We start from the raw sequence: 25,163 nt of genomic DNA on the forward strand, positions 1-25,163 counted from the left end.
TTCACCAGAGGAACGTGAGCTCGGCCAAGGTGACGTGCGGCCGGTCGGCGAGCCAGCTGTCGAGGCAGGCCCTCAGGTCCGCCTCGGATCCCGCCAGCCCGAGCCGGACCGCGTCGTTCGAGGCCGGCTCGTGGTCGTGCGAATCGTCGGGCATGCCGTGCGAGCAGTCCGAGCACATCAGCCGAATCCCGGACCAGTCGTCGACGCCCAGGTCCTTCGGTCCGGCGAGATCGACCAGCGCGGCCAGGTCGTCGGGCCCGGCGCCGAGCACCTGCGCCTGCCAGGTCTGCAACCCCGATTCGTTGAGCAGGGCCAGCTCGTCGAAGACCGCCACCTCGTGGTCGCCGCGCCGCCGGCGGCCCTTCGGCTCACCATCGTGGAGCACGACGTCCCGGAAACGGTGACCGGAGTCCGGCAGGGGCACACTCGAGATCACGGCATGCGCCGGGCTGCGCCGCCAGCACCACACCACCTCGGTGTCCCCGATCGCCATCGGAACCTGATGCACCAGGCTCGGCCGATCAGGATTCAACCGGATCGGCGTCAATCCGTAGTCACCGTCGATCGGCTCGGACCCTTCCGAGATCCCTTCGACCCCGTACGCCGACCACGCCCGCCGAGCCGTGGCCCAGTCACCGAGCGCCGTCGCGGCGATCCCCAGGTTCCACGCCGCCGGATTCACACCGTCGTACGTGCGCCCGTCCTCAGCCGTGAACAACTCCACCGCCCGCTGATTCCGCTGCGCCGACTCCGCCCACTCGGCCCGAGCCTTCGAATACAACCCAGCCTCGAACCAGGCCCCGAACTGCCCGCCCGCCACCTTCACCATCTCGCGAGCCAACCGCCCGGCCGCCTCACAGTCCCCGACCCGATCAGCCTCCTGCCACTCCGCCCAAACCTCCCGCGCACCCCGCCGCCGTCCAAGTCGCCCAAGCAATCCCATCCCGCCATCCTGCCGCCCGAACAGACCACCCAGCCCGGAACCGACCCAGACCTATCGATGCACCGAGCAACGACAGGACAGCCGGCGGTCCTTGCTGTTCCCCGGCGGGCCAGCCACGTTGTGCCAACCTGCTGTCCGCCGGCGAAACCCACATGCAGCACCTCGGCAGACAAGACCTGGTCGGTGATCAATCTGGTCGTTGTCCGAATCGGCGGCCACGGCACCATCGACCACACCGGCTGAAGACCGTGTAAGACCACGCTGAGCCGCCTGCGAGTCAGCCTGTCTGCGTCAGGCGATCCGCCTCGGCAAGGAGGAGGTTGCCGAAGGGCTGGAAGCCGATTCTCACGCTGTTCAGTCCGCCGATCACGCGATGGACGGTTCCCCACTCCCATATTGCGGTGGCGTCGACGCCAGTTCGGGCTGCCAGACGTTCCGTTCTAACCCGTAAGTCGTCGCCGGCGTCGGGGGTGCAACGGACGATGGTCCCGAGGTCACATGCGGGTTCCGCCCTGAGGCCGTCGGGATCTATCAGCTTGAAGGTGTCATCTTCTGTCTGGAGTGCGTTCGCTTCATGAACATCGCCATGCACGAGCACCGACGTTCGACGGTCGTAAGCGCGCTCGCGGCGATCGGCACATTCGACGGCGTCGTCGATCGTCGCCGCCGAACATGGTCGTTCCAGCTCCTCCCAGAGCTGCGGTATGAGGTGCTGCATCCGATGTGCCAAGTCGGCGCCGGTCGGCAAGTCGATGTCGTCGTCGAGCGGGCGCCAGAGTTGTGCGGCGATGTCGCACAACATGTCGTGTTGCGAGCGACGGTCCAAAATCACGTCGTACATCGCCGGCCCGAGCCTCTCCAGCAGAAGTGCGTCTCGGGTGAGGTCGCGGCGGATCAGGCGTGCGCAGCTCTTCCCCGCAGCGAGATCGAGCACGGTCGCTTCGAAGCCGAGCTGGCGTCGATATCCGGGAACCCCGACCTTGAGGACTGACGGGGTCCCGTCGGCGAGCGTGGCTTCGACGACCAAGGCAGCGTGTCCTCCGCGCATCGTTGCGCCGATCGTCAGCGACCAGTCCTGGGCCAAGGAGTCCAGGACCGACGGTAGATCGTCGAGCCATGCCGCGTGCCCGTCGGCAAGCGCCTTGCTTCGGACTTCATCGGGAACGTCCAGTGTCATCCGATTCATTGTGCCCCTCACCAGCCAAGCAGTCTGCGCAATTCCCGCCGGCCAGCGCCACCGCGTTCGAGTCCGTTCAACACCCATCCCCAGCGGACCCCGGAAGCGAAGGCCCCCCGCCGCGGCGGTCAACCACCGCCCGGAACCGTCAACGCGGCGAGCAACCCGAGCAACCGAAGCCGAGCGAAGCGAAGGCCCCCCGCCGCGGCGGTCAACCACCGCCCGGAACCGTCAACGCGGCGAGCAACCCCAGCCACCGCAGCCGAGCGAAGCGAAGGCCCCCCGCCGCGGCGGTCAACCACCGCCCGGAACCGTCAACGCGGCGAGCAACCCCACCAGCCGAGCGAAGCGAAGGCCCCCGCCGCGGCGGTCAACCACCGCCCGGAACCATCAACGCGGCGAGCAACCCCAGCCACCGCAGCCGAGCGAAGCGAAGGCGCAAGGGGGTGCGGGTGGCGGAGCCCCCGCTCGCGGCGAGCGGAGCGAAGCCGCACAAATGACGAAGGCGACGCGGTCCGCGCTTTCCGCGGACATGCGTCGCCTGTCGACTTCGTGGGCGATACTGGGTTCGAACCAGTGACCTCTTCGGTGTGAACGAAGCGCGCTACCACTGCGCCAATCGCCCGGGTGGTGCTGGTGTTGCGTGTGAAACCATAGCGCATCAGTCAGCGACGATCTAATCGGGCCGGGCTACTCTTGCTGCAAGACGGAGACCCCGTCGCGTTGGAGACGTGATTGTGACTTTCTCGCACGACACCGAGCAGGCGCTCGGCACGCTGGTCCGGCTCGTGAACACGTTGCCGGGTCCGAACAGTCAGGTCGACACCCTGGAAACGCTCGAGGAGTTGGAGAAGTTCGTCCACGAGCGGGAGTTCAGCGCGGTCGGCTCACTGTCGGACAAGGACCTGGCCGAGGTCAGGGATCTACGGCCGCTGTTCTCGCCTGTCTTCACGACCGGGTCGGATGCCGACGCGGCGGCGATGATCAACGCGATCGTTGCCCGGGGTACGACGACGCCGCGGCTGACGAATCACGACGGGCACCCGTGGCATATCCATTATTCGCGAGACGGCGCGTCGTTGGCGTGCCGGATCACGGTGGAGTGCGGGATCGCCTTGGCGCAGGTCATCTCGGCCGGCGAACGGGAGCGTCTTCGCCGCTGTGAGGCGCCGGACTGTGACGACGCGTTGATCGATCTGTCACGTAACCGGTCCAAGCGGTACTGCGACGCGCGCACCTGCGGCAACCGTCTGCACGTCGCCGCCTACCGCGAACGCCGCAAAGCCTCCGGCGAGTAAGCCGCACGGCCTCCTGCGAGTCAACGCCGGCCCGGCCTCCGGCGAGTACTCGACCGTCCTTACGGGTTCGGCTCGTCGGCTGAGCGGTCGGCGAAGATCTTGGTCACCTGCGCGGTGATCGGGCCCGGCGCAGGCAGGTCGCGCTCGTCGACGCGGTGGATGGCCTGTACGTCGCGGGTCGTGGACGTGAGGAAGACCTCGTCGGCCTCGAACAGACGCTCCATCGGTACGTCGCGCTCGGTCGCGCCGAACCACTCCAGGACAAGCGCACGCGTCACACCCGCCAGTGCCCCCGAGTCCAGGGTCGGCGTAACGAGCTCACCGTCGTACACGCAGAAGATGTTCGAGCCGGTGCCTTCGCAGAGGTTGCCGATGGTGTTCGCGAAGATGGCCTCGCTGCCGCCGCGTTCCTTCGCGTAGGCCAGGGCTCGCACGTTCTCGGCGTACGACGTCGTCTTCAGGCCGGCGACCGCGCTGCGCTCATTGCGGACCCACGGGACCGTGACGATCGCGGATGTCGGACCTGGGCGTTTGACTGCCTGCGTGGCGACCAGGATGGTCGGACCGGACGTGCCGCGTTCGGACGACAGCGGTGAGACACCACCCGTGTACGTGATCCGAAGCCGGCCGAACGGGATCCCCGGATCGGCCTGCACGACCGTCTCGATGCCGACCTCGATCTGAGCCACGTCCGGCTCGGGCAGACCAAGCCCGACCGCCGACCGGACCAGTCGGTCCAGATGCCTCGTCACCGCGAACGGACGGCCGTTCTCGATCTTCATCGTCTCGAACACACCGTCGCCGGTGGTCAGCCCGTGATCGAGCGGCGAAACCGTCGCCTCGTCGTCCAGCAGGGCGCCGTTCAGCCAGATACGCATGTCGTGCTCCTTCCGCGGAACACCTTAGTGTGCAAGGCATCCGGGCTTGGCAGGCAGTCCGAAGGTGACCGGACGATGACGGTACGTCGACGTGGTGGGGCACCCCGGTTTTTGAACTCAGGCGGAGATGGGCTAGTGTTCTTCTCGCGTCGGGGACCACGAAAACCCGGTCGCGATGCGGACGTAGCTCAGTTGGTAGAGCGCAACCTTGCCAAGGTTGAGGTCGCCGGTTCGAACCCGGTCGTCCGCTCGGAGAGGGTTCGGCAGGCCAGCTTTCTTCCTGGTGGAGTGGCCGAGAGGCGAGGCAACGGCCTGCAAAGCCGTGTACACGGGTTCGAATCCCGTCTCCACCTCGCAGCCCTGAGACTAGAGTTGTTGTTGTTTTGGACGATTGGCGCAGCGGTAGCGCGCTTCCCTGACACGGAAGAGGTCACTGGTTCGATCCCAGTATCGTCCACGAAGGCGATGGGCGACGTGTGTCCGCGGAGTGCGCGGACGGCGTCGCCTTCGTCGTTTGTGCGGCAGCGCTTCGCTCGCCGCGGGCGGGGGCTCCGCCACCCGCACCCCCTTTGCGCCGTCGCTTCGCTCGGCTGCTGGGGTTGGCCGCCGCGTGGACGGTTCCGGGCGGTGGCTGGGCGCCGCCGTGACGGTTCCGCGCGGTGGTTGGCCGCCGCGGTGATGGCTCCGGGCGGTGGTTGGGCGCCGCTTGATGGTTCCGGCGGGGGTTGGGCGCCGCGGTGATGGTTGCCGGTGGTGGTTGGTCGCCGCGGTGATGGTTGCCGCTCGAACGGTTCTGGGCTGTGGTTCGGCGGCGCTGGAATGGGTTTGGTCGGTCGGGAGGCAGGTCCGGGTGGGTGGGGTTAACCGGTCGCGGTTGGGGGATTGCGGGCTGTAGCTTCCTGGGGTGATGGGTTTGGTGAGGACTGAGCGGTTGGAGTTGCGGTGGGCGGGGGTGGGGGATTTCGCGGCGTTGTGTGAGATGTGGACCGATGAACTGGTGGGGCAGTACATGGGGGATTACGGGCCGCGGGATGAAGAGGCTGTGCGGGCTTGGTTGATGGGGTTTGTGGACGACGGGACGCATGTGCAGTTCAGCCTCACGCGGCGGTCCGATGGTGAGGTGGTGGGGTGGCTCGGGATGGGGCAGAGCAAGGAGCCGGTGGCGGACTGGAGCTTCGGGTACGCCGTACGGGCGGCTCATCGTGGGCAGGGGTACATGACTGAGGCGTTGACCGCGGGAGTCGAGTACTGCCGTGACGAACTGGGCGTCGCGAGTTTGTGGGGTGAGTGCTTCGTGGGAAACGGTGCTTCCGCGCGGGTGATGACTGGTGCGGGGATGGTGGAGATCGAGCCTGTTGAGCACAGTCGGCGATTCCGTATCCCGGCGGTGTCCTGATGATCGATCAAACCCAGATCAGTGTCGCGGCCGAGGGCGATCTCGATGAGTTGGTGCGGTTGGAGTCGCAGCTCTTCAGTGAGGATGCTGGAGTTCACGACCCTCAGGTTGATGTCTCCTGGCCGACGCGGCATGGGCGCGAGGATTTCGCTCGGTTGATCGATCTCGACTCCGCACTGGTGCTGGTCGCGCCGCGCGATGGTGTGGTGGTCGGTCATCTCGTTGGATACCTGACGGCACCTTCACCGACACGCTTCGGACGGCGTACTGCGGAGATACGCAGTCTCTATGTGGACAGCGCTTCTCGCGCGAGCGGCGTGGGGCAGGCGCTGGTCGGCCGATTCAGTGCGTGGGCGCGAGAGAACGACGTGACCAGCGTCAGCGTCACGTCGTACGTCGCGAATCACAGTGCGCGGGCGTTCTACAGCCGGCTGGGGTTTGCCGAGCGAAGCGTTGTCTTTCAGGCCGTCCTCGGAGACTGAGCGAGCCGTAGCCCCAGGTCCTCGATGGCGAAGGTGGGGTGGGAACGGCGGCGGAGGGTGGAACCGATGGACCGGGGTGGGTCGGCATGGCCGCCGCCTCGGAAGATTCGGTAGGCGCCGTAGGTGGCGGGGTCGTACAGGTCCCAGCACCACTCCCAGACGTTGCCAAGCATGTCGTGAAGGCCCCACGCGTTGGGCGTCTTCAGGCCCACCGGATGCGCGACACCGCCTGAGTTCCCGGCGTACCAGGCGATGTCCTCGAGCGGTCCATAGCGGTACGCCGGAGTGCCCGCGGTGCAGGCGTACTGCCACTCGGCCTCGGTGGGCAAGCGATAGCCGGATGAGTTCCAGTCGCACGTGACCTCCAGCCCATCCACCACATAGGCAGCGGCCAACCCAGCCTTCTCCGACAACTCGTTGCACAAGGCAATGGCGTCGTACCAGCTGATCCCGGTAACAGGTACGCCGTCCGAACCAACGACGGGACAGCAGGCCAACCGGAAGGCGGACAACGACACCTGCCAGCGGGTGCCGAGGCGGTCGTCCCGGAGGGCGATGGTTCCCGCAGGGATGTCGACCATGGTGGGCATCGGCCAACCCTAGGGGCGTCAGTAGTAGTGGCGGAGGTCTGGCCAGAGGGTGGACCAGGGGGCGCCGGGGGAGTCGCACAGGACCAGCGCGGTGCCGTCCTCGTCGTTGGACACGATGTTCTCGACCGTCCCCACCTGCTCGCAATCGCGGAAGAGCGCCTCGAACGTCGGCGACCGCTCCTGCTCGACGAGTACCACCGGGCCGGTGTTGCTGTCCGGTGGCCGCTCCCAGTCCGCGAAGCTCATATGACCCGAGTACGCCGGCGGCAGCCCATGCGAAGGTCCGAAGCGCCGCAGTGCGCCCGCCTCGCCGTAGTTGCCGGTAAAGATCGTCGCCGACCCCCGCTGCTCCGAGGGGATCCGATTCCACACGTCCGCGACAGCCGTCGTCAGCTCCGGCCACCCGATCTGCTCGCCCTGCTCCTTGTTCACCGGTATGACGAAGTCCACCGCCGAAGCCGGCAACACAGGCAACGTGAACAGCACCGACGTGACTGCGGCCAGCGCGAGTCCAACCGCGACGATCGATCGCCGCCACGCCAGCACCGGCTCAACCCCAGCCGCCACCAACACGAGCAGCAGTGGCAAGGCGTAGTACGACTTCCCGCCGACGGCCAGTACGACGACGCACAGCAGAGGATAGGCCAGCGCGACGGACCGTGCCCACGGCATCCGCCACATCTGGCGGAACCCGGCCACCCACACCGGCACCAGGAACGGCGACAACTGCAGGATCTGCAGCGGGATGAACATGATCCGGTTCTCGGTCCCGTCGTCCTCGCTGATGCCGCCGGCGACGGTGAGCTGGGGCCAGTCGTGCTGGAACTGCCACAGCACGTTCGGCAGCGCGACGATCCCCGCGATCGCAACACCCGCCGGCAGCCACCACGAACGCAGTACCTCACGCGGACCGACGATCAGCACCGCGATGAGCAACGCACCGATCGGCAGCACCACGAGGTACTTGTTCTCCAGCGCGATCCCCGCGGTCAGTCCGAGCGCGAGCCACCACCGGCCGTCGGTCGTCCGTAGCAGTTTGATGGCGAAGAGCGCGATCAGCATCCAGGCGAGCAGGTCGTACGTCGCAGTCGACGCCAGATGCCCGACGCCGATCACAAACCCGGACACGGCCGCACAGATCGCGGCCAGCAGTTGGCCGCGCCGCTCGCTCCCGAACTCCCGCGCGATCAGTGCGACCACCACGATCGTGATCGCACTGGCCACCGTAGACAGCACCCGCAGTCCCATCGGGGTGTTCCCGAACACTTCGGTCGAGATCCGAGCCAGCAACGGTGTCAGTGGCGGCTGGTCGACGTACCCCCAGTCGAGATGTTGCCCCGCGACCAAGAAGTAGAGCTCGTCGCGGTGGTACCCGTACCGCCCGGACAACGCTGTCAGTACGACGGCCACGACCCCAGCGACGGCGCAGACGGGAACAGCAGCGAAGGCAGGCACCGACGGACGTGTGGCGGTCATGCTCGAATGCTGACAGCCCGCAGGGTCCCGAACCACCCCGATTCACCCGGAGGAAACCCCGGTTGCTGCGCGGTTGGCATGCCATCGCGCATGATCTGATATGTCAACCGGACAACGTGAGGGGAGAGGCCGTGGCGTTGCTCTACGAGCGGATCAGTGCGCACGTGCTGGAGCAGATCCGGCGTGGTGCGCTGCGGCCCGGTGACCGGGTGCCGTCGGAGATGGAGCTCGCGGCGGAGTTCGAGGTCAGCCGCATCACGTCCAAGCGGGCGCTCGAGGTCCTGCGGGAGGCAGGCCTGGTGGAGCGGATCCGCGGCAAGGGGACGTTCGTCGTACGCCATCTGCCCGACCTGACCGGTGTCACCGTGCCGCTGCGGGGCCGGGTGCCGCGTCCGAGGCCTGAGGCCCGCTCGATCGCTCTCGTCATCCCGGATGTGTCCGAGGCGTACGGCCTGGAGTTGCTGTGCGCGGTCGAGGAGCGGTGCGCCGAGTACGGCGCGCATCTGATCGTACGGCGGACGCACGGCCGGCAGTCCGATGAGGAGAAGGCCGTGGACCTCCTGGTGGTGACCGGTGAGGTGGACGGTCTCATCGTGTTCCCGGTTCACGGCGACTTCTACAACGCCAGCCTCCTCCGGCAGGTGCTGGACGGCTATCCGGTTGTGCTGGTCGACCGCCACCTGTCCGGGATCCCCGTCGCGGCGGTCCACACCGACAACGTGGCAGCGGCGAAGGCCCTCACTGAGCGGTTGCTCGACCAGGGGCACCGACACATCGCCTTCGTGTCTCCGCCACCCGTGAACACGTCGTCGATCGAGGACCGGCTGGAAGGGTTCCGGTCCGCGTTCGGCGACCGCGGTCAGGCCTACGAGCTGACCGATCTGCGCAGCACTCTGCCCGGGTCGACGACGACGGACAGTGTCGAGGCGGATGTCGAGGTGATCCGCGCGTTCCGCGAGCGGCTGCCTGAGGTCACGGCGTACTTCGCCTGCGAGTACAACCTGGCCCGGATGACGGACCGGGCGCTTGGCGGCGACCGCGTGGTCGCCTGCTTCGACTCACCAGGTGACTCGATCGGCGGACCGCCGTACCTGCACGTCCGGCAGGACCAGCAGGAGATGGGCCGGAGGGCGGTAGACCTGCTGCTCGCCCGGCTTCGCGGTGAAGAGGTGCCGAACCTGACCATGGTGCCGTTCGAGCTGGTCGATGCTGAGGGCAACGGGTAGGAGACCTGACTTTCGGCAGTACGGCGATGTCGGGGTGACTGTGTAGCGTCTGGGGCATGAACTGGCGGCGCCTGGGAGACGTCGGCCTGTGGGCCGCGCTGAGCTTCCTCGTGCTCGGGGAGAGCGGTGCCCGCGGCGATCCGTACTGGATGCAGGCCGCCTTCATCGCGACGCTGTTCGTGGCGGTCTTCGTCCGCCGACGCTGGCCACTGGTCGCTCTCGCCGCCGTCGCCTGGGCGGAGATCGTCGTCCTGGCCTTCGCCCTCGGCACGCAGAACGGCGTACAGGTCGCATTGATCCCGGCGATCACCTTGATGAGCTACCTGGCGGGTCGCCGGGAGACTCAGCTGAAGCACTTCGCCATGGTGTGCAGCTGGTCGTTGCTCGGCGGACTGCTCCTCGCTCTGGTGGTGCAGCGTGAGCAGCACGCCACGGAGGCGGTGCTGAGCTGGCTGGTGATGCTGCTCCTCGCATTGCTTCTGGTCGTCCTCCCGTGGCTGGTCGGGCGGTACCGCGCGCAGCAGGCTCTGCTCGCCTCGGCCGGCTGGGACCGAGCAGAGCGGATCGAGCGCGAGCAGCGGATGGCGATCGACCAGGAGCGACTGCGCGAGCGGTCCCGAATCGCCCAGGACATGCACGACTCGGTCGGCCACGAGCTGAGCCTGATCGCCCTCCGCGCCGCTGCGCTGGAGCTCGACCCGTCCCTGCCGGAGGAGCACCGGCAGGCCGCAACCTCGTTGCGTGAAGCTGCCGCCACGGCGACCGATCGGCTCGGCGAGATCATCGGCGTACTGCGGGACTCGGACGCGCCGACGGTGCCACGTGACGAGAGCGTGCCGTCGCTGATCGAGCGGGCTGCCGAGTCCGGTCTCGAGGTCCGCCTGATCGAGGAGGGTGACGGGGAACTGTCGCCAATGGTGGATCGCGCCGTGCACCGCATCGTCCAGGAATCACTGACGAACGCGAGTAAGCACGCACCCGGCGCCGCGGTCACCGTGACCGTGACGCGCGCGGACGACGACGTACGCGTGCAGGTCCGCGACACCGGCGCACAGCGGCCGGTCCAGTCGGTTCCCTCGAGCGGACGCGGCCTGGACGGACTGCGCGAACGCGTCCGGCTCGTCGGCGGGTCGCTGACCGCGGGGCCACGGAGCGGCGGCGGTTTCGAGGTGGTGGCAACAATGCCGCGAGCAGGCGGCCCGCCCGAGCCCGAAGCACCGCCGATGTCTGCCGCTGAAGCGGAGCGAGCCACGGTACGACGCAGTGCGCGACGCGGTCTGGTCACGGCCGTCGCCGCACCGCTGATCCTCGGAGCGGTCGTCGGCGTGGTTGCCTTGGGCTACTACCTGATCGCCGGCTACAACTCGATCCTGCACCCCGGCCAGTACGACGCTCTGACCATCGGGCAGCCGGAGGACGACGTGGAGAAGGTGCTCCCGGCGATGCAGATGATCGACCCACCCAGCGAGGGCTACACGGCCCCGGCCGGCTGGTCCTGCCGCTACTACAGTCCGGACGTCCCGTTCTCGATCACCTACGTCTACAGGCTCTGCTTCGCCGACGGGAAGCTGGTCGCCAAGATGGTCGTGCAGAGCGGCTCCGTCGTACCGACTCCCGAAAGCACAGGATGACGACATGATCAGGGTGCTGCTGGCCGACGACGAGGCGATGGTGCGGGCCGGAGTCCGCGCGATCCTCGACACCGACGAGGCGATCGAGGTCGTTGCCGAGGCAGCCGATGGGGCGGAGGCGGTCGAGCAGGTCCGGCGGCACCGGCCCGACGTGGCGGTGCTCGATATCCGGATGCCGCGGATGGACGGTCTTGCGGCCGGCGCCGAGATCCGGCGGAGCGTGCCCGAGACCGCAGTGGTGATCCTGACGACGTTCTCCGAGGACGCGTACATCGCCCGTGCCCTGGGCGACGGCGCGAGCGGCTTCCTGCTGAAGTCGGGCGACCCCCGCGAGCTGATCGCCGGTCTCAAGGCTGTCGCGGAAGGTGCCGCCTATCTGTCGCCCCGCGTCGCCCACCGGGTGATCGCCGAGCTGAGCACCGGTACCGGCGGTGGGGCGATGGCCCGCGCCGCGGCTGCCAAGGAGCAGGTCGCCGTACTGAGTCCGCGTGAGCTGGAGGTGCTGGGACTGGTCGGCGCGGGCCTGTCCAATGCTGAGATCGCCAGGCGGCTCTTCCTGGTCGAGGGCACCGTGAAGGCGTATGTGAGCGCGATTCTGCTGCGGCTGGCGGTCAAGAACCGGGTGCAGGCCGCGATCGTCGCCTACGAGGCCGGCCTGGTGACTGGTTGAGGGGTCAGATTCCGTTACCCGGTGGTGGTACGACGCTCCGGGTGGTGACGTGGTGTGGACACCCGGTCATGGGATAGTGGACCTTCCCCGGGGACCTCACCTCCGGAATCGAAACCCAGCAACCCCAGGGGCCACCCGCCCCCTCTGACAGAATCGGGGACCCAGGTCGTGACCGACTCGCACAACTCCGGACAGCACAAGGACCGGGAAGCGGCGGCGGCCGAGGTCCGGAGAATGTGGCAACCGACGCCCTCCTGGACCCAGCCGGATCCGAACACGGCGCCCGCCGACGAGCCCGAGAAGCCCGAGAAGCAGCCGGACGCGCTCTCCCAGGAGTTCCCGGGCGACGCGTGGTCCCGGCCCAACCAGCCGCCGCCCAGCCCGTCCTGGTCGCAGCCGGCGGCCGAGTCCGACACTCCGGACGAGTCAGACGACGCCGAGGCGGACAGCGCCGACGACCAGTCGTCCGCCCCGGCAGCCGGCGGTCAGGGCGACAGCGGTACGGCTCCGCAGGGTGCCCCCAACAGCCCGGTGTTCGGCGGATCGTCGTTCCAGGGCTCCGGCGCGGGCCACGGCGCCCCGGAGAACCCTCCGGCGGCGGCCGGTGGGCCCGCGCAGGGCGGTCAGCAGCTCTCTCCGGCCGCGCAACACTTCTTCCCGCAAGGCGTCCCCGGTCAGAACGTGCCGCAGCAGCGTGAGGTCTCCTACCGCACCGACGAGCTGATCCAGGCGCTTCCGCTGCCTCGGGAGGCTCCGGCGGAGCGCGGCGTCCGCAGTGTGCTGAAGCTGCGTCCGGGCAGCGGCGAGCGGCTGGAGCGGATCGCCCGCGCGACCGCGGCGACGGCGTTCCGGCGCCCGGTGACGATCGTGGTGGCGAACCCCAAGGGCGGGTCGGGCAAGACGCCGACCACGCTGGTGCTCGCCGGTGCGCTCGGTCAGGCGCGCGGTGGTGGCGTAGTCGCCTGGGACAACAACGAGCTGCGCGGCAACATGCACCTGCGCACGCACGACACGAACTCCCGGTCCACCGTCACCGACATGCTCCAGGCGATGCCGATGCTGACCCAGCCGGACGCCCGGCTCGGCGACGTGGCGGCATACCTGCGGCACCAGGTCGCCGGGCAGTACGACGTCCTGACCTCGGCGACCACGACGTACGCGCAGATCGAGGCCAAGGACTTCGACCAGATCCACCGGTTGCTGAGCCGGTTCTACAAGGTGCTCGTGATCGACACCGGGAACAACGAGGGCTCCAGCAACTGGCGCGAGGCGATGAAGGCGGCCGACGCCCTCGTCATCCCGATTAAGTGGAAGAGCCTGTCCTGTGCGGCCGCCGTGCAGATGCTGGAGGAGCTCGACAACCAGGGCCCGGAGGCGCAGCGCCTGATCCGCCGTGCGGTGATCGCGGTGTCGAACGGTCCCGGCGACGTGAACAAGGAGGTCGAGAAGCAGCTCCGGCCGTACTTCGAGTCCCGCGCGGCTGCTGTCGTCGACATTCCGACCGACCCGCACATCGCGGCCGAGGGCCCGCTGGATCACTCCGCCCTCCAGCCGACCACCCGCCGCGCGGGCCTGGAGCTGGCAGCAAAGGTATCGGAGCAGATCACCATCGCCCTGAACGTCCCGCGGTAGCACCTGCCGAAGTCGTCCAGGCCGTTCGCGGTCTGGGCGACTTCGCTGTTTCTACCCGAGGACGGCGAGCGTCAGTTGCCCAAGGCGATCCGGCTCGGCAACGACGTCGTACGCCGTGATCTTGTCGCCGGCGACCGTGAACGTGATCGCCAGCACCAGGCTGCCGTGTGGCGCCAGGACGACGCCGACCTCGCCGTTGACGAGTGCGAGTTCGGCGAGTTGAGAGCGCTTGGCCAGTGCGACAGTGCCTTTGGCGACAGGGCGGGCGCCGCTGAGCTCGGCCGACATGCCGGGTGCCAGCGCGGCAGCGTCGACACGGCGGACGACATCCGGATCAAGGACCTCGAGAACGGCAGCCAGGTCTCCGGAACGCGCCGCGTCGAGGAAGGCAGAGACAACGCGGCGTTGCCTGGACAGTTCGGCCGCGGAAACCGTCGGAGTTCCTTGCACTCGTCGGCGGGCACGGCTGGCCAGCTTCTTGGTCGCGACCGGCGTCCGCTCCACGATCGGTGCGATCTGCGCGAACGGTACGGCGAACATGTCGTGCAGCACGAACGCGATCCGCTCTGCTGGTTCCAGAGTGTCCAGTACGACGAGCAGCGCGCGGCTGACCGAGTCCGCCACCAGCGCCTCGTCCTCCGGCGTACGACGTCGTGCCGGCGCCTGGTCGAGGAACTCAGGTCCGGTGAGGTCCTCCCGCCGTACCCGCCGTGCGCGAAGCATGTCGATGCAGATCCGCGTCACCACCGTCCTGAGCCAGCCGCCGATGTTCTCGACCCCGTCGGTCCGTCCGTCCGAGACGGATCCACGCCTCCTGTACCGCGTCGTCAGCCACCTCGGATCCGAGCATCCGGTAGGCGACCGCGCGGAGCATCCCGCGTTCCTGCTCGAACTGCTCCGCCAGACTGTCGTCGTTCACTGGTCACCTTTCCGCGCTGCGCGCCGTCACCTCACCTGACGACCACGAGACCACGAAGGTGACGGGAGAAGCCGTGACGACGTTGCTCCACCTGGATTCCAGCGCCAACCGCTCCGAGGAATCGCTGACGCGGCAGCTGAGCCGGCTGTTCGCGGACACGTGGCAGGCGGTGCACGGCTCGGCAGGCTACCTCTATCGGGACCTGGCCGCGGACCCAGTACCGCCCATCGACACCGCGTACTGCCGGCTCGGACGACGGTCGGAACAGTACGGCGTTGTACCGCCGGCGAAGGTGGACGCGCTGGTGCAAAGCCAGGCGGAGGAGACTGCGTGGGCGCTGACCCAGCCGCTGATCACCCAGTTGGTATCGAGTGACACGGTGGTGATCGGTGCGCCGCTGTACAACTACTCGATGCCGGCCTCACTCAAGGCCTGGATCGACCGAGTCAGCTTCCCTGGCGGCTTCGCCGACCCGGACAGCGGGAGCAGCCTGCTCTCCAACACCCGAGTGGTGGTGATCTCGAGCCGCGGTGGTGCCTACGGCCCCGGCACCCCGCGTGAAGGCTGGGACTACGAGTTGCCGTACCTGCGGGCCTACTTCACCCATCACGGCGTACTCGACCGGAACATCCACGTCATCACCGCGGAACTCGCCTTGGCCGGCCTGGTCCCACACCTGGCTCACCTCCGGTCGCAGGCCGAGACCTCTCTTGCCGCGGCCCGTGCCGGGATCAGACGGCTCGCTGGCGGGTTGTGTGCTGGCTGACCGGATGCAGAACGCCAGTGGTGGGACAACCCGCCAGCGAGCCCCCGATCAGGCGTCGCGGCGGGTCAGGACGCGGGTGCCGAGGGCGAGACCGAGGACGGCCCAGGCGATCAGGACAACTGCGCTCAGGGCTGGGGAGAGTGGGTCGGTTGTGCCGGTCAGGTAGTTCTGGCCGGCGCCGCCCGGGAGCAGGGCCGCGATCCACACGAGTGCGCGGATCGAGCTCTGGCCGAGCATGAGCGGGACGACCATGAGCAGGAGGAAGGCCACGGTCAGCGTTCCCGCCGTACTGCGGACGACCCAGGCGATCCCGGCCGCGAACAGCCCGGCTGTCGTTGCGTAGAAGGCGACCGACAGCAGGTCGACCGCCAGTGCGCTCGCGCTCCAGTCGGCCCACGAGCCCGCGGCCAGGCCGCCGGTGAGAGCTGCGACGCCGGCGAGCACCAGGCCGTAGACGAACAGGACCGGTGCGAGCACGACCGCCTTCGCGAGAACGACGTTCCGCCGTACTGGAGTCCACTGCAGGGTCGAACGGATGCTGCCGGTCGCGTACTCGGACGTGACGGTCAGCAGGGCGAAGGCGGCGACCACCACCTGCACGATCATGATCACCGAAGCGCCGAACTCACCGACGGCTTCCGTCTGCGCGACCTGCCCCGGCTCCAGATGGGTGCTGGTGTAGGCGAGGTTGAAGCCGAACTGCAGGCCGAGCAGCGTGGTCAGCACGAGTGCTGCCGCGAGGTTCAGCCAGCTGGACCGGACTGTCCACAGCTTGGTCCACTCCGAACGCACCGCGTCCGGGAGACCGGTCCCCAGGGTGGCAACCGCCGTACTCACCGCTCACCTGCTTCCACGAGTTCAGCTTCGGGCTCGACGTGAGCCCTCTTCTTCTTATTCAGTCGATGCCGGACGACCTCCACGATCAGCGTGACCGCGAGCGCCAGCCCGATGCCGAGGATCACGCCCTTCAGCGGGTTGTCCTCGAACGCTTTCCCGCCGATGTAACCGACCAGGGTGCAGTACAGGCCCCAGCTGACGGCCGCGATGGCGGCGAAGGATGAGAACTTGCGCAGCGGGTACCGCACCGATCCCATTGTCAACGTGACCGCGGTGCGCCCACCCGGCACGTACCGAGCGACCACGAGTACCAGTCCGCCGCGGTCTGCCAGTGCCCGTCGAGCCCACAGCACGGCCGCGTGGCGTTTGGTCCCGGGCTTCATCCGATCGAGCAGCCGGCCGCCGGCGCCGCGACCCAGCGCGTAGGACACGTGGTCGCCGACGAATGCACCGCCGGCGGCGGCCGCGATCACGGCGTACAGGTTGGGTTCACCGTTGGCAGCCACGAACACGCCCGCGGTGACCACGAGCGTCTCGCTGGGGATGGCCGGGAAGAACCCGTCCAGGGCAGCGAAGCCCCATAGCGCGAGGTAGATCCACCACGAGGACATCAGTTCCTCGGCGAAATGCAGGATCGCGGAACTCATGACGCCACCGCAACGCCGTACTGGACGCTGTCCGCGGTGAGCTCCATGTACGCCTCCTCCAGCGAGGCCCGCTGTGTCTGCAACTCGTGCAGCCGTACGCCGAGCTCGTACGCCAGATCTCCGACCCGCTCCGCCGGTACGCCGGTCACGATCAACCGGCCGTCCGCGGACTCCACCCGTTCCGCCTCCGCGACGAGCCGGTCCCGCAGTACGTCGAGGTGCGCCCGATCGGGGACGCGGACGGCGACCGTGGTGCGCGACGACCGCGCGATCACGTCCGCGACCGGAGCGTCGGCGATCAGCTGGCCGCGCCCGATCACGACGAGCTGGTCGGCAGTCAGCTGCATCTCGCTCATCAGGTGGCTGGAGACGAACACCGTCCGGCCCTCCGCCGCGAGCGAGCGCATCAGCCCGCGGACCCAGCGGACGCCGTCCGGGTCGAGGCCGTTCACCGGCTCGTCGAACATCAGCACCTCGGGGTCGCCGAGCAGTGCACCGGCGATGCCGAGGCGCTGTCCCATGCCGAGCGAGAACTGTCCGGCCCGCTTGCCGTTGACGGAGTCCAGGCCCACGGCGGACAGGACCTCGTCCACCCGGCTGACCGGGAGACCGTTGCTCCGGGCCATCGCGATCAGGTGGTTGCGCGCGGACCGCCGCGGGTGCAGCGCCTTGGCATCGAGCAGTGCGCCGACCTTGGTGAGCGGTGCCGGCCAGTCGGCGTACGGGCGGCCGTCGACCAGGGCAGTGCCCTCGGTCGGTGCGTCGAGGCCGAGGATCATCCGCATCGTGGTCGACTTGCCGGCGCCGTTCGGGCCGAGGAAGCCGGTCACCCGGCCGGGAGAGACGGTCAGGTCGAGCGAGTCCACCGCGCGGGTGTCGCCGTACCTCTTGGTGAGTCCTTCGAGCGTGATCACGCTGGGGGCCCTTCTGGAACGGATTGGTATCTCGAACCTAGGAATCCGGGCACCCCTGGCACATCGGACGATGGGCGTCGGCGACCCCCTACTTTCGTCAGGTGGCCGGACCTGTGGATACGCCGTCGGGCCGTGGGTCGCGACTCGATACCATCTGTGGCGTGACCGGCATCTCGGCCGGTCGGCAAACTCGAGGAGTGAACGTGCCGGAAGTCAAGGTCCATCTGATCGGCGTCGAGGGCGAGGCTGAGCGGAGTGTGACCGAGACGACGACGATCGGGGAGCTGTTCGCCGCAATCTTCGGCCAGGACCGCTCCGCCATCGCCGCCCGCGTCAACGGTGAGCTCCGGGACCTGTCCCGGGTGGTCGCCGACGGCGACGAGATCGAGCCGGTGAAGGCCTCGTCGGAGGACGGCCGGGCGATCATCCGGCACTCGACCGCGCACGTGCTCGCCCAGGCGGTGCAGGACCTGTTCCCGGAGGCGAAGCTGGGCATCGGCCCGCCGGTCGAGAACGGCTTCTACTACGACTTCGACGTGCCCACCCCGTTCACCCCGGACGACCTGGGCAAGCTCGAGAAGAAGATGCAGCAGATCATCAAGGAGCGGCAGCGGTTCAGCCGCCGGGTGGTCTCCGACGACGACGCGCGGACCGAGCTCGCGACCGAGCCGTACAAGCTCGAGCTGATCGGCATCAAGGGCTCGGCGGCGGACGCGGCCGAGGGCGCGAGTGTCGAGGTCGGCGGCGGCGAGCTGACCATCTACGACAACGTCCGGCGGGACGACTCCGTCGCCTGGAAGGACCTGTGCCGCGGCCCGCACGTGCCCGCGACCGGCTACCTGGGCAACTTCAAGCTGATGCGGACCGCCGCGGCGTACTGGCGGGGGAGCGAGAAGAACCCGCAGCTCCAGCGCATCTACGGGACGGCGTGGGAGTCGCGCGACGAGCTGAAGGCGTACCTGAACCGGCTGGAGGAGGCCGCCAAGCGCGACCACCGCAAGCTCGGCAGCGAGCTCGACCTGTTCAGCTTCCCCGACGAGATCGGATCGGGGCTCGCGGTGTTCCACCCCAAGGGCGGCGTACTGCGCAAGGTGATGGAGGACTACTCCCGCCAGCGCCACGTCGAGGACGGCTACGAGTTCGTCTACTCGCCGCATATCACCAAGGCGCAGCTGTTCGAGACCTCGGGCCACCTGGACTGGTACGCCGACGGCATGTACCCACCCATGCACCTGGACGAGGAGCGGGGCGCGGACGGGCAGATCCGCAAACAGGGCCAGGACTACTACCTGAAGCCGATGAACTGCCCGATGCACAACCTGATCTACGGCGCCCGCGGCCGGTCCTACCGGGAGTTGCCGCTGCGGTTGTTCGAGTTCGGCACGGTCTACCGGCTGGAGAAGTCCGGCGTCGTGCACGGCATGACCCGGGCCCGTGGCTTCACCCAGGACGACGCGCACATCTACTGCACCCGCGAGCAGATGCGCGACGAGCTGCGCAAGCTGCTGACCTTCGTGCTCGGCCTGCTCGCCGACTACGGCCTGGACGACTTCTACCTCGAGCTCTCGACCAAGAACCCGGACAAGTTCGTCGGCTCCGACGAGGTCTGGGAGGAGGCGACCGAGACGCTGCGGGAGGTTGCCGAGGGCTCCGGTCTCGAGCTGGTCCCGGATCCGGGCGGCGCCGCGTTCTACGGCCCGAAGATCTCGGTCCAGACCAAGGACGCGATCGGCCGGACCTGGCAGATGTCCACGATCCAGCTGGACTTCAACCTGCCGGAGCGGTTCGAGCTGGAGTACACCGCGCCGGACGGGTCCCGGCAGCGGCCGGTGATGATCCACCGCGCGCTGTTCGGCTCGATCGAGCGGTTCGTCGCGGTGCTGACCGAGCACTACGCCGGCGCCTTCCCGCCCTGGCTGGCCCCGGTCCAGGTGATCGGCATCCCGGTCACCGACGGCCACGTGGACTACCTGTACGACGTCGCCGCGCAGCTGAAGGCGCAGGGGATCCGGATCGAGGTCGACTCGTCCGACGACCGGATGCAGAAGAAGATCCGCAACGCCCAGAAGTCCAAGGTGCCGTACATGCTGATCGCCGGCGACGACGACATGGCCGCCGGGTCGGTGTCGTTCCGCTACCGCGACGGCACGCAGAAGAACGGCGTACCGATCGCCGACGCGGTGAGCGAGATCGTGGAGGCCGTCCAGAAGCGCGTCCAAGTATGACGGATTCCCCCGACCAACCGTCCGCCGGCGATCAGGGCGGCGTACCGGAGTCGCCGTACGCGCCGGATGAGGTGGTTGTGCAGGACGGGGTCGGGGTGCCGGATCCGTTCATGCGGTTGTGGACGCCGCACCGGATGGCCTACATCGAGGGGGAGAACAAGCCGACCAGTGGTGCGGCCGGGTCGGGTTGCCCGTTCTGCCGGTTGCCGGGGCTACCGGATGCCGACGCGCTGATCGTGCACCGGGGCGAGGCGGCGTACGCGGTGCTGAACCTGTACCCGTACAACCCTGGCCATCTGATGGTGGTGCCGTACCGGCATGTCGCGGACTACACGGAGTTGACCGACGCGGAGGTCAGGGATGTCTCGGAGCTGACCCGGCAGGCGATGCAGGCGGTCCGGACGGTGTCGGGCGCGCACGGCTTCAACATCGGCATGAACCAAGGCGAGATCGCCGGCGCCGGGATTGCCGCCCACCTGCACCAGCATGTGGTGCCGCGCTGGGCAGGCGACACCAACTTTATGCCGGCGATCGCCCACACCAAGGTGCTGCCGCAACTCCTGTCCGAAACCAGAGCCCTGCTCGCCAAGTCCTGGCCGTAGGCGGGTCAGCGCAGGAAGAGCGGCATCATCGGGTCGACGATGCCTTGGAGCGTGGTGAGGGGGACCACGCGGGGTGGGTTCGTCAGGCCGGTGACGCGGACGACGCGGCGGCCGAGGCGGAAGACGAGTTCGCCCTTGTCCGGCAGGTAGTAGCCGGGCTGGCCGACCGGCGCGAGCTGCGGTGGAGGCGTCCGCTCCGCCTCCGGGATCGTCGGCTGGTCGAACGCCTCGACGATCGACACCGTCGCGTCGTACGTCCCCCAGATGCACGTCAGCGCACCACGGACCCGATAGTCCCGCCGCAGCTGCACCTGCGCCCCGGCGAACTCCTCGGCCTGCGAGTTCGACAGCTGGCACGCGGCGTCGGTCTGCCGAGCGTTCCGCAGCGACGTCGGTACGGCGTCCCGTGTCGCCAGCGCGATCGCCACCGCCTTGGCGCGGTCGATGCCGTCCGCGGTACTGCGATCGATTCCGCCCGCCGGCGTGATGCGTACAGCCCGGTCGCCGACCGTGAACACCATCCGAGACTCGGTGATCAGGGCGCTCGGTCCGAGTTCGGCCAGGGGCTCGACCTTGCCGGCGCCGGTGAGCAGCCGGTTGAGCGAGTCGGGCTGGCGGGGCAGCGCGGTGACACCGATCGTGACGACCCGGTCCTCGAGAAGCAGCGTGCACAGATCCATAGCCGGCAGGCCGCCATCGTTCCAGGCGTTCGGTTTCGCGGTGACGGGCACCTGCAGCTGGGTGGTCAGCGTTCTGGTGATCGCCGTACACACCTGTGGTCCCGGTGCCCCCGCCGTACCGTCCAGGCCCTCGGCCTGCGGGGGAGCGATGACGGTGGGGACGACGGCGGGAGGCTGCGTCGGCACGGTGAGCGGACGCGAGCCGTCGGCCTTGCGCGCGACCGAGCAGCCGGAGGTCAGCAGCGCCAGAGCCAGTGCACCAACCAGTGCACTCGCCAGCGCGCCGCGGCTGAGCCGCGCCGTCCTCCGTCGCGTCCTCACCCCGTCAGCATCGCGCGAAATCCGGTCTGTCGCAGGCGGAACGCCGTGGCTTGTCACCGGATGGTGATCCGGCTGGACTACGATCGGCCCGCCATGCTTAACAGATTCCGGCAGTTCTGGACCAAGGTGATCACGCCGATCGCCAAACTTCTGCTCAGGCTCGGCGTGACCGCTGACATGGTCACGCTCGTGGGCACCATCGGCGTGTGCGCGGGCGCGCTGATCTTCTTCCCGCGCGGCCAGCTGTGGCTGGGCGTCGTGATCATCACCTGCTTCGTGTTCTCGGACCTGATCGACGGCTTCATGGCCCGCACGTCGGGCACGTCGTCGAAGTGGGGGTCGTACCTCGACTCCACGCTGGACCGCATCGGCGACGGCGCGATCTACGGCGGCCTGGTGATGTACTACGCCAACTCACGCGCCGGCGACTCGACCCTGATGGCCGCGGTCACGCTGTGGGCGCTGGTGATGGGTGCGGTCACGTCGTACGCGCGGGCCAAGGCCGAGAGCCTCGGTCTGAAGGCGAGCGGTGGTCTGGCCGAGCGCGCCGACCGGCTCGTGTTCACCCTGGTCATCGCGTTCTTCTCCGACGTGTTCGACCTGCCGATCCTGCTGAAGATCGTGATCTGGGCGGTCGCTGTCGCCAGCACCATCACCGTGGTGCAGCGGTCACTGTCGGTCCGCAAGCAGGTCCTCGCCGATCCGGCCAATGCCGGCCTCGACGCTCCACCGCCCGCCACGACAGAGCCCCAGGCCACGACCGAGCCCACTGTCGCCACCGAGCCCCCGGCCGAACCGGATCCGAAGAACTGAGGCATGGACGGCCTCCGTCAGCGGGCTGCCGATCTCGCGTTCGCCCTCGCCTGGGCGCTGGTCCGACGGCTGCCTGAGAAGACAGTCACCTGGTTGTTCCGCCACGCCGCGGATCACGTCGTACGCCGGAACGGTCGCGGCGTACGACGGTTGCGCGGAAACCTGGCCGTGGTCCGCCCGGATGCCACACCGGCGGAGCTGGATGCGCTCACGCTGGCCGGAATGCGCTCGTACCTGCGCTACTGGCAGGAGGCGTTCCGGCTGCCCGAGTGGTCGGACCAGGAGGTCGTCGGCCGGGTCCGTACGGTCAACGAGAAGCTGCTCCGCGACGCTCACGCGGCTGGCCGGGGCGTGATCTGCGCGCTGCCGCACCTGGCGAACTACGATCACGCCGGCGCCTGGGCAGGTCTGACCGGTATGCCGGTGTCGACGGTGGCCGAGCGGCTGAAGCCGGAGTCCCTGTTCGACCGCTTCATCGAGTACCGCAAGAAGCTCGGCATGGAGGTTCTCCCGCTGACCGGCAGTGACCACGATGTCGTCGGGATCCTGGTCGAGCGGCTGCAGGCGGGCGGGTTCGTCTGCCTCGTGGCCGACCGGGACCTGTCCGAGCGCGGCGTACCGGTGACGTTCTTCGGTCGTCCCTCGCGGATGCCGGCCGGTCCGGCCGCGCTGAGCCTGCGGACGGGAGCCCCGCTCATCCCGGCGACACTGCACTACGACGGGCCTCGGCTGGTGATCACGTTCCACGACGCCATCGAGCCCGAGGGCGGCACCGCCGGGATGACCCAGCGCTGCGCCGACGCCTTCGCCGCCGGGATCGCCGCGCACCCCCAGGACTGGCACATGCTGCAGAGGATTTTCCTGGAAGAGTGAGAATCGTTCCGTGAGGATCGGTGTGGTCTGCCCGTACTCGCTGGGCACGCCCGGCGGGGTGCAGAACCATGTCCGCGACCTCGCCGAGGCCTTGCTCGGCGTCGGCCACGAGGTGTCCGTCCTTGCGCCGGTCGACGACTCCGACGCGGTCCCGCCGTACGTCGTCTCGTCCGGGCGCGCGGTCGGGGTCCCGTACAACGGCTCGGTCGCGCGGGTCACGTTCGGCCCACGGACGGCGGCGCGGGTGAAGAGCTGGCTCGCCGAAGGCCGGTTCGACGTGGTCCACGTGCACGAGCCGACGACTCCGAGTGCGTCGATCATCGCGCTCTGGTCGGCCGACGGCCCGTTCGTCTCGACGTTCCACACCTGGCAGGTCCGGTCCCGCGCGATGAGTGCCGCCGCCAGTCTGCTCCGGCCCGCGCTGGAGAAGATCGACGCCCGGATCGCGGTCTCGGAGAACGCGCGGTCGATGATGGTCCAGCACATCGGCGGCGAGGCGGTCGTGATCCCGAACGGTCTCTACACCGCGCGTTTCAAGGGGAGTCCCCGCGCGGAGTGGATGGGCGACGACGGCACGATCAGCTTCCTCGGCCGCCTCGACGAACCCCGCAAGGGCCTGGGTGTCCTGGTGAAGGCCGTCCCCGCATTGATCGCGGAGCGGCCGGGGCTAAAGATCCTGGTGGCCGGGTCTGGTCAGGCGGACGAGGCGCGGCGCGCTGTCCCCGGGCGGTTCCGCGACAACATCCTCTTCCTGGGCGAGATCGACGACGCTGCCCGCGCTGACATGCTGGCCGGCTCGGACGTCTATGTCGCGCCGCATCTGGGCGGCGAGAGCTTCGGCATCGTCCTGCTAGAGGCGATGGCGGCAGGTGCTCCCGTCCTGGCCAGCGATCTGGCCGCCTTCCGGCAGGTCCTCGACGGTGGCCGCCTGGGCGAGCTGTTCGAGCCGGGTAGCGCCGACGAGCTCGCTCGACGTGCACTTCGGCTCCTGGGCAGTCCCGACGACCGCGAGAAGCTTCGCTCCGCCGGACTGAGCGCCGTCCCTCGGTACGACTGGTCGGTCCTGCTGCCAGAGCTCCTGTCGGTCTACGAGCTCGTCGCCCGCCGGTAGTCCCGGCGGACGACTCGCGGCGTGCCGCACGATCGGCCCGACACCGTCATCGACTCCGACCCGGACACGTTGGCGCGGGTCCTCGTCGAGGAGCAAGTGTGACCAAGGCTGTCGAGGACGGACGTCTCATCATCACCGGCGACACCGAGGCCGCTGACCGCCTGCTCGACGCCGTCCGGCCCTGATCAGGACCGACCGGAGCGGAAGGCGTTGAGGAGTGCGCTGCGGGCGTCGCCTGGCAAGCCCTCGCCCGGCAGGTCGTTCAGGGTCTGCGACGTCTGACGGATCTGGTCGAGGTAGCGCTCACACCCGTCGCACAGGGCCAGGTGGTCGACGAAGTCCTGCTCCGCCTCGGGACTCAGGGTCCCTTCGAGGAACGCCGTCACGCGCTCGACGAACTCACGGCACTCGAGGTCGCTCATGACCCGTCACCTTCCCGCTGGTAGAACTCTTCCAGTCTGCCGCGCAGGAACGCCCGTGCGCGGTGCAGGAGCACCCGTTGGTTCGCCGCCGTGATTCCGAGCAGCTCGCACACCTCGTCGTACGGGCAGCCTTCGATGTCCCGCAGTACGACGACCAGGCGCTGGCGCTCCGGGAGTTCGGCCAGAGCCTCGGTCAGGTAGGCGCGGACCTCGGCGGTCAGCAACCCTTGCTCCGGCGACGGCCAGGCCGGCGGGTAGTCCCACCAGTGGCCAGGGAACGGATCGCCCGCCGGGCGGAACCGGCTCGGGTCCACGGTCGGCCCCTGGTCGTCGATGCTGCTCATCGGCACGACCTTGTGCTCGCGGGTGCCGCGGCGCTTCGCGGTGTTGGTGAGGATCCGGTAGACCCAGGTCTTCAGCGAGGACCGGCCCTCGAACCCGCCGATGCCCTCGATCACCGCGAGCCAGGTCTCCTGCACGACCTCGGCGGCCGACTCCTCGGTCGACACGAACGAGCGCGCCACCCGCCGCATCCCACCGGACCAGCCGTCCAGGAGCAGGGCGAACACGTCCTCGTCGCCGCTCCGCAACCGCTCGAGGAGTACGTCGTCAGACGGCAGCCCAGCCATCATCG

General features: G+C 68.7%; 26 protein-coding genes and 4 tRNA genes. 16 read left to right on the forward strand and 14 right to left on the reverse strand.

Going from position 1 to position 25,163, the window contains the following annotated elements; all coding sequences use genetic code 11:
- Position 1: 1 nt before the first annotated feature.
- The 3 genes from ACIBG5_RS04720 to ACIBG5_RS04730 all read right to left on the reverse strand — a co-directional run bounded on the left by ACIBG5_RS04720 (position 2) and on the right by ACIBG5_RS04730 (position 2,745).
- Positions 2–829, reverse strand: a complete 828-nt coding sequence (locus ACIBG5_RS04720) for a hypothetical protein (protein WP_396390125.1) — start codon at positions 827–829, stop codon at positions 2–4.
- Positions 830–1,220: 391 nt separating this feature from the next.
- Positions 1,221–2,120, reverse strand: a complete 900-nt coding sequence (locus ACIBG5_RS04725) for an aminoglycoside phosphotransferase family protein (protein WP_396390127.1) — start codon at positions 2,118–2,120, stop codon at positions 1,221–1,223.
- Positions 2,121–2,673: 553 nt separating this feature from the next.
- Positions 2,674–2,745: transfer RNA gene (locus ACIBG5_RS04730), tRNA-Val, on the reverse strand.
- A 112-nt stretch (positions 2,746–2,857) separates the two neighbouring features.
- On the opposite strand from ACIBG5_RS04730, the gene ACIBG5_RS04735 reads away from it, so the two are divergent.
- A complete protein-coding gene (locus ACIBG5_RS04735; RefSeq protein WP_131366815.1) occupies positions 2,858–3,418 on the forward strand; it encodes a CGNR zinc finger domain-containing protein in 561 nt (186 codons plus the stop codon).
- A 59-nt stretch (positions 3,419–3,477) separates the two neighbouring features.
- Here ACIBG5_RS04735 and ACIBG5_RS04740 read toward each other — a convergent pair whose 3' ends face one another.
- On the reverse strand, positions 3,478–4,296 hold the full coding sequence (locus tag ACIBG5_RS04740; RefSeq protein ID WP_396390128.1) for an aminotransferase class IV: 819 nt from the start codon (positions 4,294–4,296) through the stop codon (positions 3,478–3,480).
- Positions 4,297–4,473: 177 nt separating this feature from the next.
- Here ACIBG5_RS04740 and ACIBG5_RS04745 point away from each other — a divergent pair.
- The 5 genes from ACIBG5_RS04745 (at position 4,474) to ACIBG5_RS04765 (ending at position 6,174) form a co-directional block, all read left to right on the forward strand.
- Positions 4,474–4,546, forward strand: a tRNA-Gly gene (locus ACIBG5_RS04745).
- Between the two features lie 32 nt (positions 4,547–4,578).
- Positions 4,579–4,649: transfer RNA gene (locus ACIBG5_RS04750), tRNA-Cys, on the forward strand.
- Positions 4,650–4,681: 32 nt separating this feature from the next.
- Positions 4,682–4,753, forward strand: a tRNA-Val gene (locus ACIBG5_RS04755).
- Positions 4,754–5,212: 459 nt separating this feature from the next.
- The gene (locus ACIBG5_RS04760) at positions 5,213–5,692 is read left to right on the forward strand and encodes a GNAT family N-acetyltransferase (RefSeq protein WP_396390129.1); all 480 of its coding nucleotides are present in this window, start codon (positions 5,213–5,215) and stop codon (positions 5,690–5,692) included.
- Complete coding sequence (locus tag ACIBG5_RS04765; protein ID WP_396390130.1) at positions 5,692–6,174, forward strand: GNAT family N-acetyltransferase; 483 nt, start codon at positions 5,692–5,694, stop codon at positions 6,172–6,174. Before ACIBG5_RS04760 ends, ACIBG5_RS04765 begins: the two co-directional genes overlap by 1 nt.
- Here ACIBG5_RS04765 and ACIBG5_RS04770 read toward each other — a convergent pair.
- Both ACIBG5_RS04770 and ACIBG5_RS04775 read right to left on the reverse strand, forming a co-directional pair.
- Positions 6,153–6,764 carry a formylglycine-generating enzyme family protein gene (locus ACIBG5_RS04770; RefSeq protein ID WP_396390131.1) on the reverse strand — a complete coding sequence of 204 codons (612 nt, stop codon included), beginning with the start codon at positions 6,762–6,764 and terminating at the stop codon, positions 6,153–6,155. The genes ACIBG5_RS04765 and ACIBG5_RS04770 overlap by 22 nt on opposite strands.
- Before the next feature lie 18 nt (positions 6,765–6,782).
- Positions 6,783–8,240, reverse strand: a complete 1,458-nt coding sequence (locus tag ACIBG5_RS04775; protein WP_396390132.1) for an ArnT family glycosyltransferase — start codon at positions 8,238–8,240, stop codon at positions 6,783–6,785.
- A gap of 131 nt (positions 8,241–8,371) precedes the next feature.
- Here ACIBG5_RS04775 and ACIBG5_RS04780 point away from each other — a divergent pair, with 131 nt between their 5' ends.
- The 4 genes from ACIBG5_RS04780 (at position 8,372) to ACIBG5_RS04795 (ending at position 13,399) form a co-directional block, all read left to right on the forward strand.
- On the forward strand, positions 8,372–9,466 hold the full coding sequence (locus ACIBG5_RS04780) for a GntR family transcriptional regulator (RefSeq protein WP_396390133.1): 1,095 nt from the start codon (positions 8,372–8,374) through the stop codon (positions 9,464–9,466).
- 56 nt (positions 9,467–9,522) lie between these two features.
- Positions 9,523–11,097 carry a sensor histidine kinase gene (locus ACIBG5_RS04785; protein ID WP_396390134.1) on the forward strand — a complete coding sequence of 525 codons (1,575 nt, stop codon included), beginning with the start codon at positions 9,523–9,525 and terminating at the stop codon, positions 11,095–11,097.
- Between the two features lie 4 nt (positions 11,098–11,101).
- Positions 11,102–11,767, forward strand: coding sequence for a response regulator (locus tag ACIBG5_RS04790; protein ID WP_396390135.1), 666 nt, complete (start codon positions 11,102–11,104; stop codon positions 11,765–11,767).
- Between the two features lie 168 nt (positions 11,768–11,935).
- Positions 11,936–13,399: a MinD/ParA family protein gene (locus tag ACIBG5_RS04795; RefSeq protein WP_396390136.1), complete on the forward strand. Its 1,464-nt coding sequence runs from the start codon at positions 11,936–11,938 to the stop codon at positions 13,397–13,399.
- A 51-nt stretch (positions 13,400–13,450) separates the two neighbouring features.
- Here ACIBG5_RS04795 and ACIBG5_RS04800 read toward each other — a convergent pair whose 3' ends face one another.
- A complete protein-coding gene (locus tag ACIBG5_RS04800) occupies positions 13,451–14,122 on the reverse strand; it encodes a sigma factor-like helix-turn-helix DNA-binding protein (RefSeq protein ID WP_396390137.1) in 672 nt (223 codons plus the stop codon).
- On the reverse strand, positions 14,076–14,273 hold the full coding sequence (locus ACIBG5_RS04805) for a hypothetical protein (RefSeq protein WP_396390763.1): 198 nt from the start codon (positions 14,271–14,273) through the stop codon (positions 14,076–14,078). Before ACIBG5_RS04805 ends, ACIBG5_RS04800 begins: the two co-directional genes overlap by 47 nt.
- Before the next feature lie 118 nt (positions 14,274–14,391).
- On the opposite strand from ACIBG5_RS04805, the gene ACIBG5_RS04810 reads away from it, so the two are divergent.
- Positions 14,392–15,084 (forward strand): FMN-dependent NADH-azoreductase, encoded by a 693-nt coding sequence (locus tag ACIBG5_RS04810; protein WP_396390139.1) that lies wholly within the window; start codon positions 14,392–14,394, stop codon positions 15,082–15,084.
- Positions 15,085–15,132: 48 nt separating this feature from the next.
- On the opposite strand, the gene ACIBG5_RS04815 is transcribed toward ACIBG5_RS04810, so the two are convergent.
- From ACIBG5_RS04815 to ACIBG5_RS04825, 3 genes are read right to left on the reverse strand one after another with little or no spacing between them, the layout of a single operon-like run.
- Positions 15,133–15,921, reverse strand: coding sequence for an ABC transporter permease (locus ACIBG5_RS04815; protein WP_396390141.1), 789 nt, complete (start codon positions 15,919–15,921; stop codon positions 15,133–15,135).
- On the reverse strand, positions 15,918–16,568 hold the full coding sequence (locus tag ACIBG5_RS04820; protein ID WP_396390143.1) for a DedA family protein: 651 nt from the start codon (positions 16,566–16,568) through the stop codon (positions 15,918–15,920). Before ACIBG5_RS04820 ends, ACIBG5_RS04815 begins: the two co-directional genes overlap by 4 nt.
- On the reverse strand, positions 16,565–17,482 hold the full coding sequence (locus ACIBG5_RS04825; RefSeq protein ID WP_396390144.1) for an ABC transporter ATP-binding protein: 918 nt from the start codon (positions 17,480–17,482) through the stop codon (positions 16,565–16,567). The genes ACIBG5_RS04820 and ACIBG5_RS04825 overlap by 4 nt, the downstream gene beginning before the upstream one ends.
- Before the next feature lie 203 nt (positions 17,483–17,685).
- On the opposite strand from ACIBG5_RS04825, the gene thrS reads away from it, so the two are divergent.
- Both thrS and ACIBG5_RS04835 read left to right on the forward strand, forming a co-directional pair.
- Complete coding sequence (gene thrS / locus ACIBG5_RS04830) at positions 17,686–19,707, forward strand: threonine--tRNA ligase (protein WP_396390145.1); 2,022 nt, start codon at positions 17,686–17,688, stop codon at positions 19,705–19,707.
- A complete protein-coding gene (locus tag ACIBG5_RS04835; RefSeq protein ID WP_396390146.1) occupies positions 19,704–20,309 on the forward strand; it encodes an HIT family protein in 606 nt (201 codons plus the stop codon). Before thrS ends, ACIBG5_RS04835 begins: the two co-directional genes overlap by 4 nt.
- Before the next feature lie 5 nt (positions 20,310–20,314).
- Here the strand turns inward: ACIBG5_RS04835 and ACIBG5_RS04840 are convergent, their stop codons facing one another.
- On the reverse strand, positions 20,315–21,310 hold the full coding sequence (locus ACIBG5_RS04840) for a hypothetical protein (RefSeq protein ID WP_396390147.1): 996 nt from the start codon (positions 21,308–21,310) through the stop codon (positions 20,315–20,317).
- 93 nt (positions 21,311–21,403) lie between these two features.
- Between ACIBG5_RS04840 and pgsA the strand changes: the two genes are divergently transcribed.
- Genes pgsA through ACIBG5_RS04855 form a run of 3 tightly spaced genes read left to right on the forward strand, consistent with a single transcriptional unit; the run spans position 21,404 to position 24,107 of the window.
- The gene (gene pgsA / locus ACIBG5_RS04845) at positions 21,404–22,123 is read left to right on the forward strand and encodes a phosphatidylinositol phosphate synthase (protein ID WP_396390148.1); all 720 of its coding nucleotides are present in this window, start codon (positions 21,404–21,406) and stop codon (positions 22,121–22,123) included.
- A gap of 3 nt (positions 22,124–22,126) precedes the next feature.
- On the forward strand, positions 22,127–22,996 hold the full coding sequence (locus ACIBG5_RS04850) for a phosphatidylinositol mannoside acyltransferase (protein WP_396390149.1): 870 nt from the start codon (positions 22,127–22,129) through the stop codon (positions 22,994–22,996).
- Positions 22,997–23,006: 10 nt separating this feature from the next.
- A complete protein-coding gene (locus ACIBG5_RS04855; protein ID WP_396390150.1) occupies positions 23,007–24,107 on the forward strand; it encodes a glycosyltransferase family 4 protein in 1,101 nt (366 codons plus the stop codon).
- Between the two features lie 185 nt (positions 24,108–24,292).
- Here the strand turns inward: ACIBG5_RS04855 and ACIBG5_RS04860 are convergent, their stop codons facing one another.
- Positions 24,293–24,529: an anti-sigma factor family protein gene (locus ACIBG5_RS04860; RefSeq protein WP_396390151.1), complete on the reverse strand. Its 237-nt coding sequence runs from the start codon at positions 24,527–24,529 to the stop codon at positions 24,293–24,295.
- Entirely contained in the window at positions 24,526–25,161 is a 636-nt protein-coding gene (locus tag ACIBG5_RS04865) for an RNA polymerase sigma factor (protein WP_396390152.1), read from the reverse strand. Before ACIBG5_RS04865 ends, ACIBG5_RS04860 begins: the two co-directional genes overlap by 4 nt.
- Positions 25,162–25,163 lie beyond the last annotated feature (2 nt).

The sequence above is a fragment of the Kribbella sp. NPDC050241 genome (assembly GCF_044459685.1).
Lineage (GTDB): Bacteria > Actinomycetota > Actinomycetes > Propionibacteriales > Kribbellaceae > Kribbella.

Coding starts and splice junctions, on each gene's coding strand:
- ACIBG5_RS04720 (WP_396390125.1), bottom strand. CDS start 829: ATGGTGAAGGTGGCGGGCGGGCAGTTCGGGGCCTGGTTCGAGGCTGGG.
- ACIBG5_RS04725 (WP_396390127.1), bottom strand. CDS start 2,120: ATGACACTGGACGTTCCCGATGAAGTCCGAAGCAAGGCGCTTGCCGAC.
- ACIBG5_RS04740 (WP_396390128.1), bottom strand. CDS start 4,296: ATGCGTATCTGGCTGAACGGCGCCCTGCTGGACGACGAGGCGACGGTT.
- ACIBG5_RS04765 (WP_396390130.1), top strand. CDS start 5,692: ATGATCGATCAAACCCAGATCAGTGTCGCGGCCGAGGGCGATCTCGAT.
- ACIBG5_RS04770 (WP_396390131.1), bottom strand. CDS start 6,764: ATGCCCACCATGGTCGACATCCCTGCGGGAACCATCGCCCTCCGGGAC.
- ACIBG5_RS04775 (WP_396390132.1), bottom strand. CDS start 8,240: ATGACCGCCACACGTCCGTCGGTGCCTGCCTTCGCTGCTGTTCCCGTC.
- ACIBG5_RS04785 (WP_396390134.1), top strand. CDS start 9,523: ATGAACTGGCGGCGCCTGGGAGACGTCGGCCTGTGGGCCGCGCTGAGC.
- ACIBG5_RS04790 (WP_396390135.1), top strand. CDS start 11,102: ATGATCAGGGTGCTGCTGGCCGACGACGAGGCGATGGTGCGGGCCGGA.
- ACIBG5_RS04800 (WP_396390137.1), bottom strand. CDS start 14,122: ATGCTTCGCGCACGGCGGGTACGGCGGGAGGACCTCACCGGACCTGAG.
- ACIBG5_RS04805 (WP_396390763.1), bottom strand. CDS start 14,273: ATGCTCCGCGCGGTCGCCTACCGGATGCTCGGATCCGAGGTGGCTGAC.
- ACIBG5_RS04820 (WP_396390143.1), bottom strand. CDS start 16,568: ATGAGTTCCGCGATCCTGCATTTCGCCGAGGAACTGATGTCCTCGTGG.
- ACIBG5_RS04835 (WP_396390146.1), top strand. CDS start 19,704: ATGACGGATTCCCCCGACCAACCGTCCGCCGGCGATCAGGGCGGCGTA.
- pgsA (WP_396390148.1), top strand. CDS start 21,404: ATGCTTAACAGATTCCGGCAGTTCTGGACCAAGGTGATCACGCCGATC.
- ACIBG5_RS04850 (WP_396390149.1), top strand. CDS start 22,127: ATGGACGGCCTCCGTCAGCGGGCTGCCGATCTCGCGTTCGCCCTCGCC.
- ACIBG5_RS04860 (WP_396390151.1), bottom strand. CDS start 24,529: ATGAGCGACCTCGAGTGCCGTGAGTTCGTCGAGCGCGTGACGGCGTTC.
- ACIBG5_RS04865 (WP_396390152.1), bottom strand. CDS start 25,161: ATGATGGCTGGGCTGCCGTCTGACGACGTACTCCTCGAGCGGTTGCGG.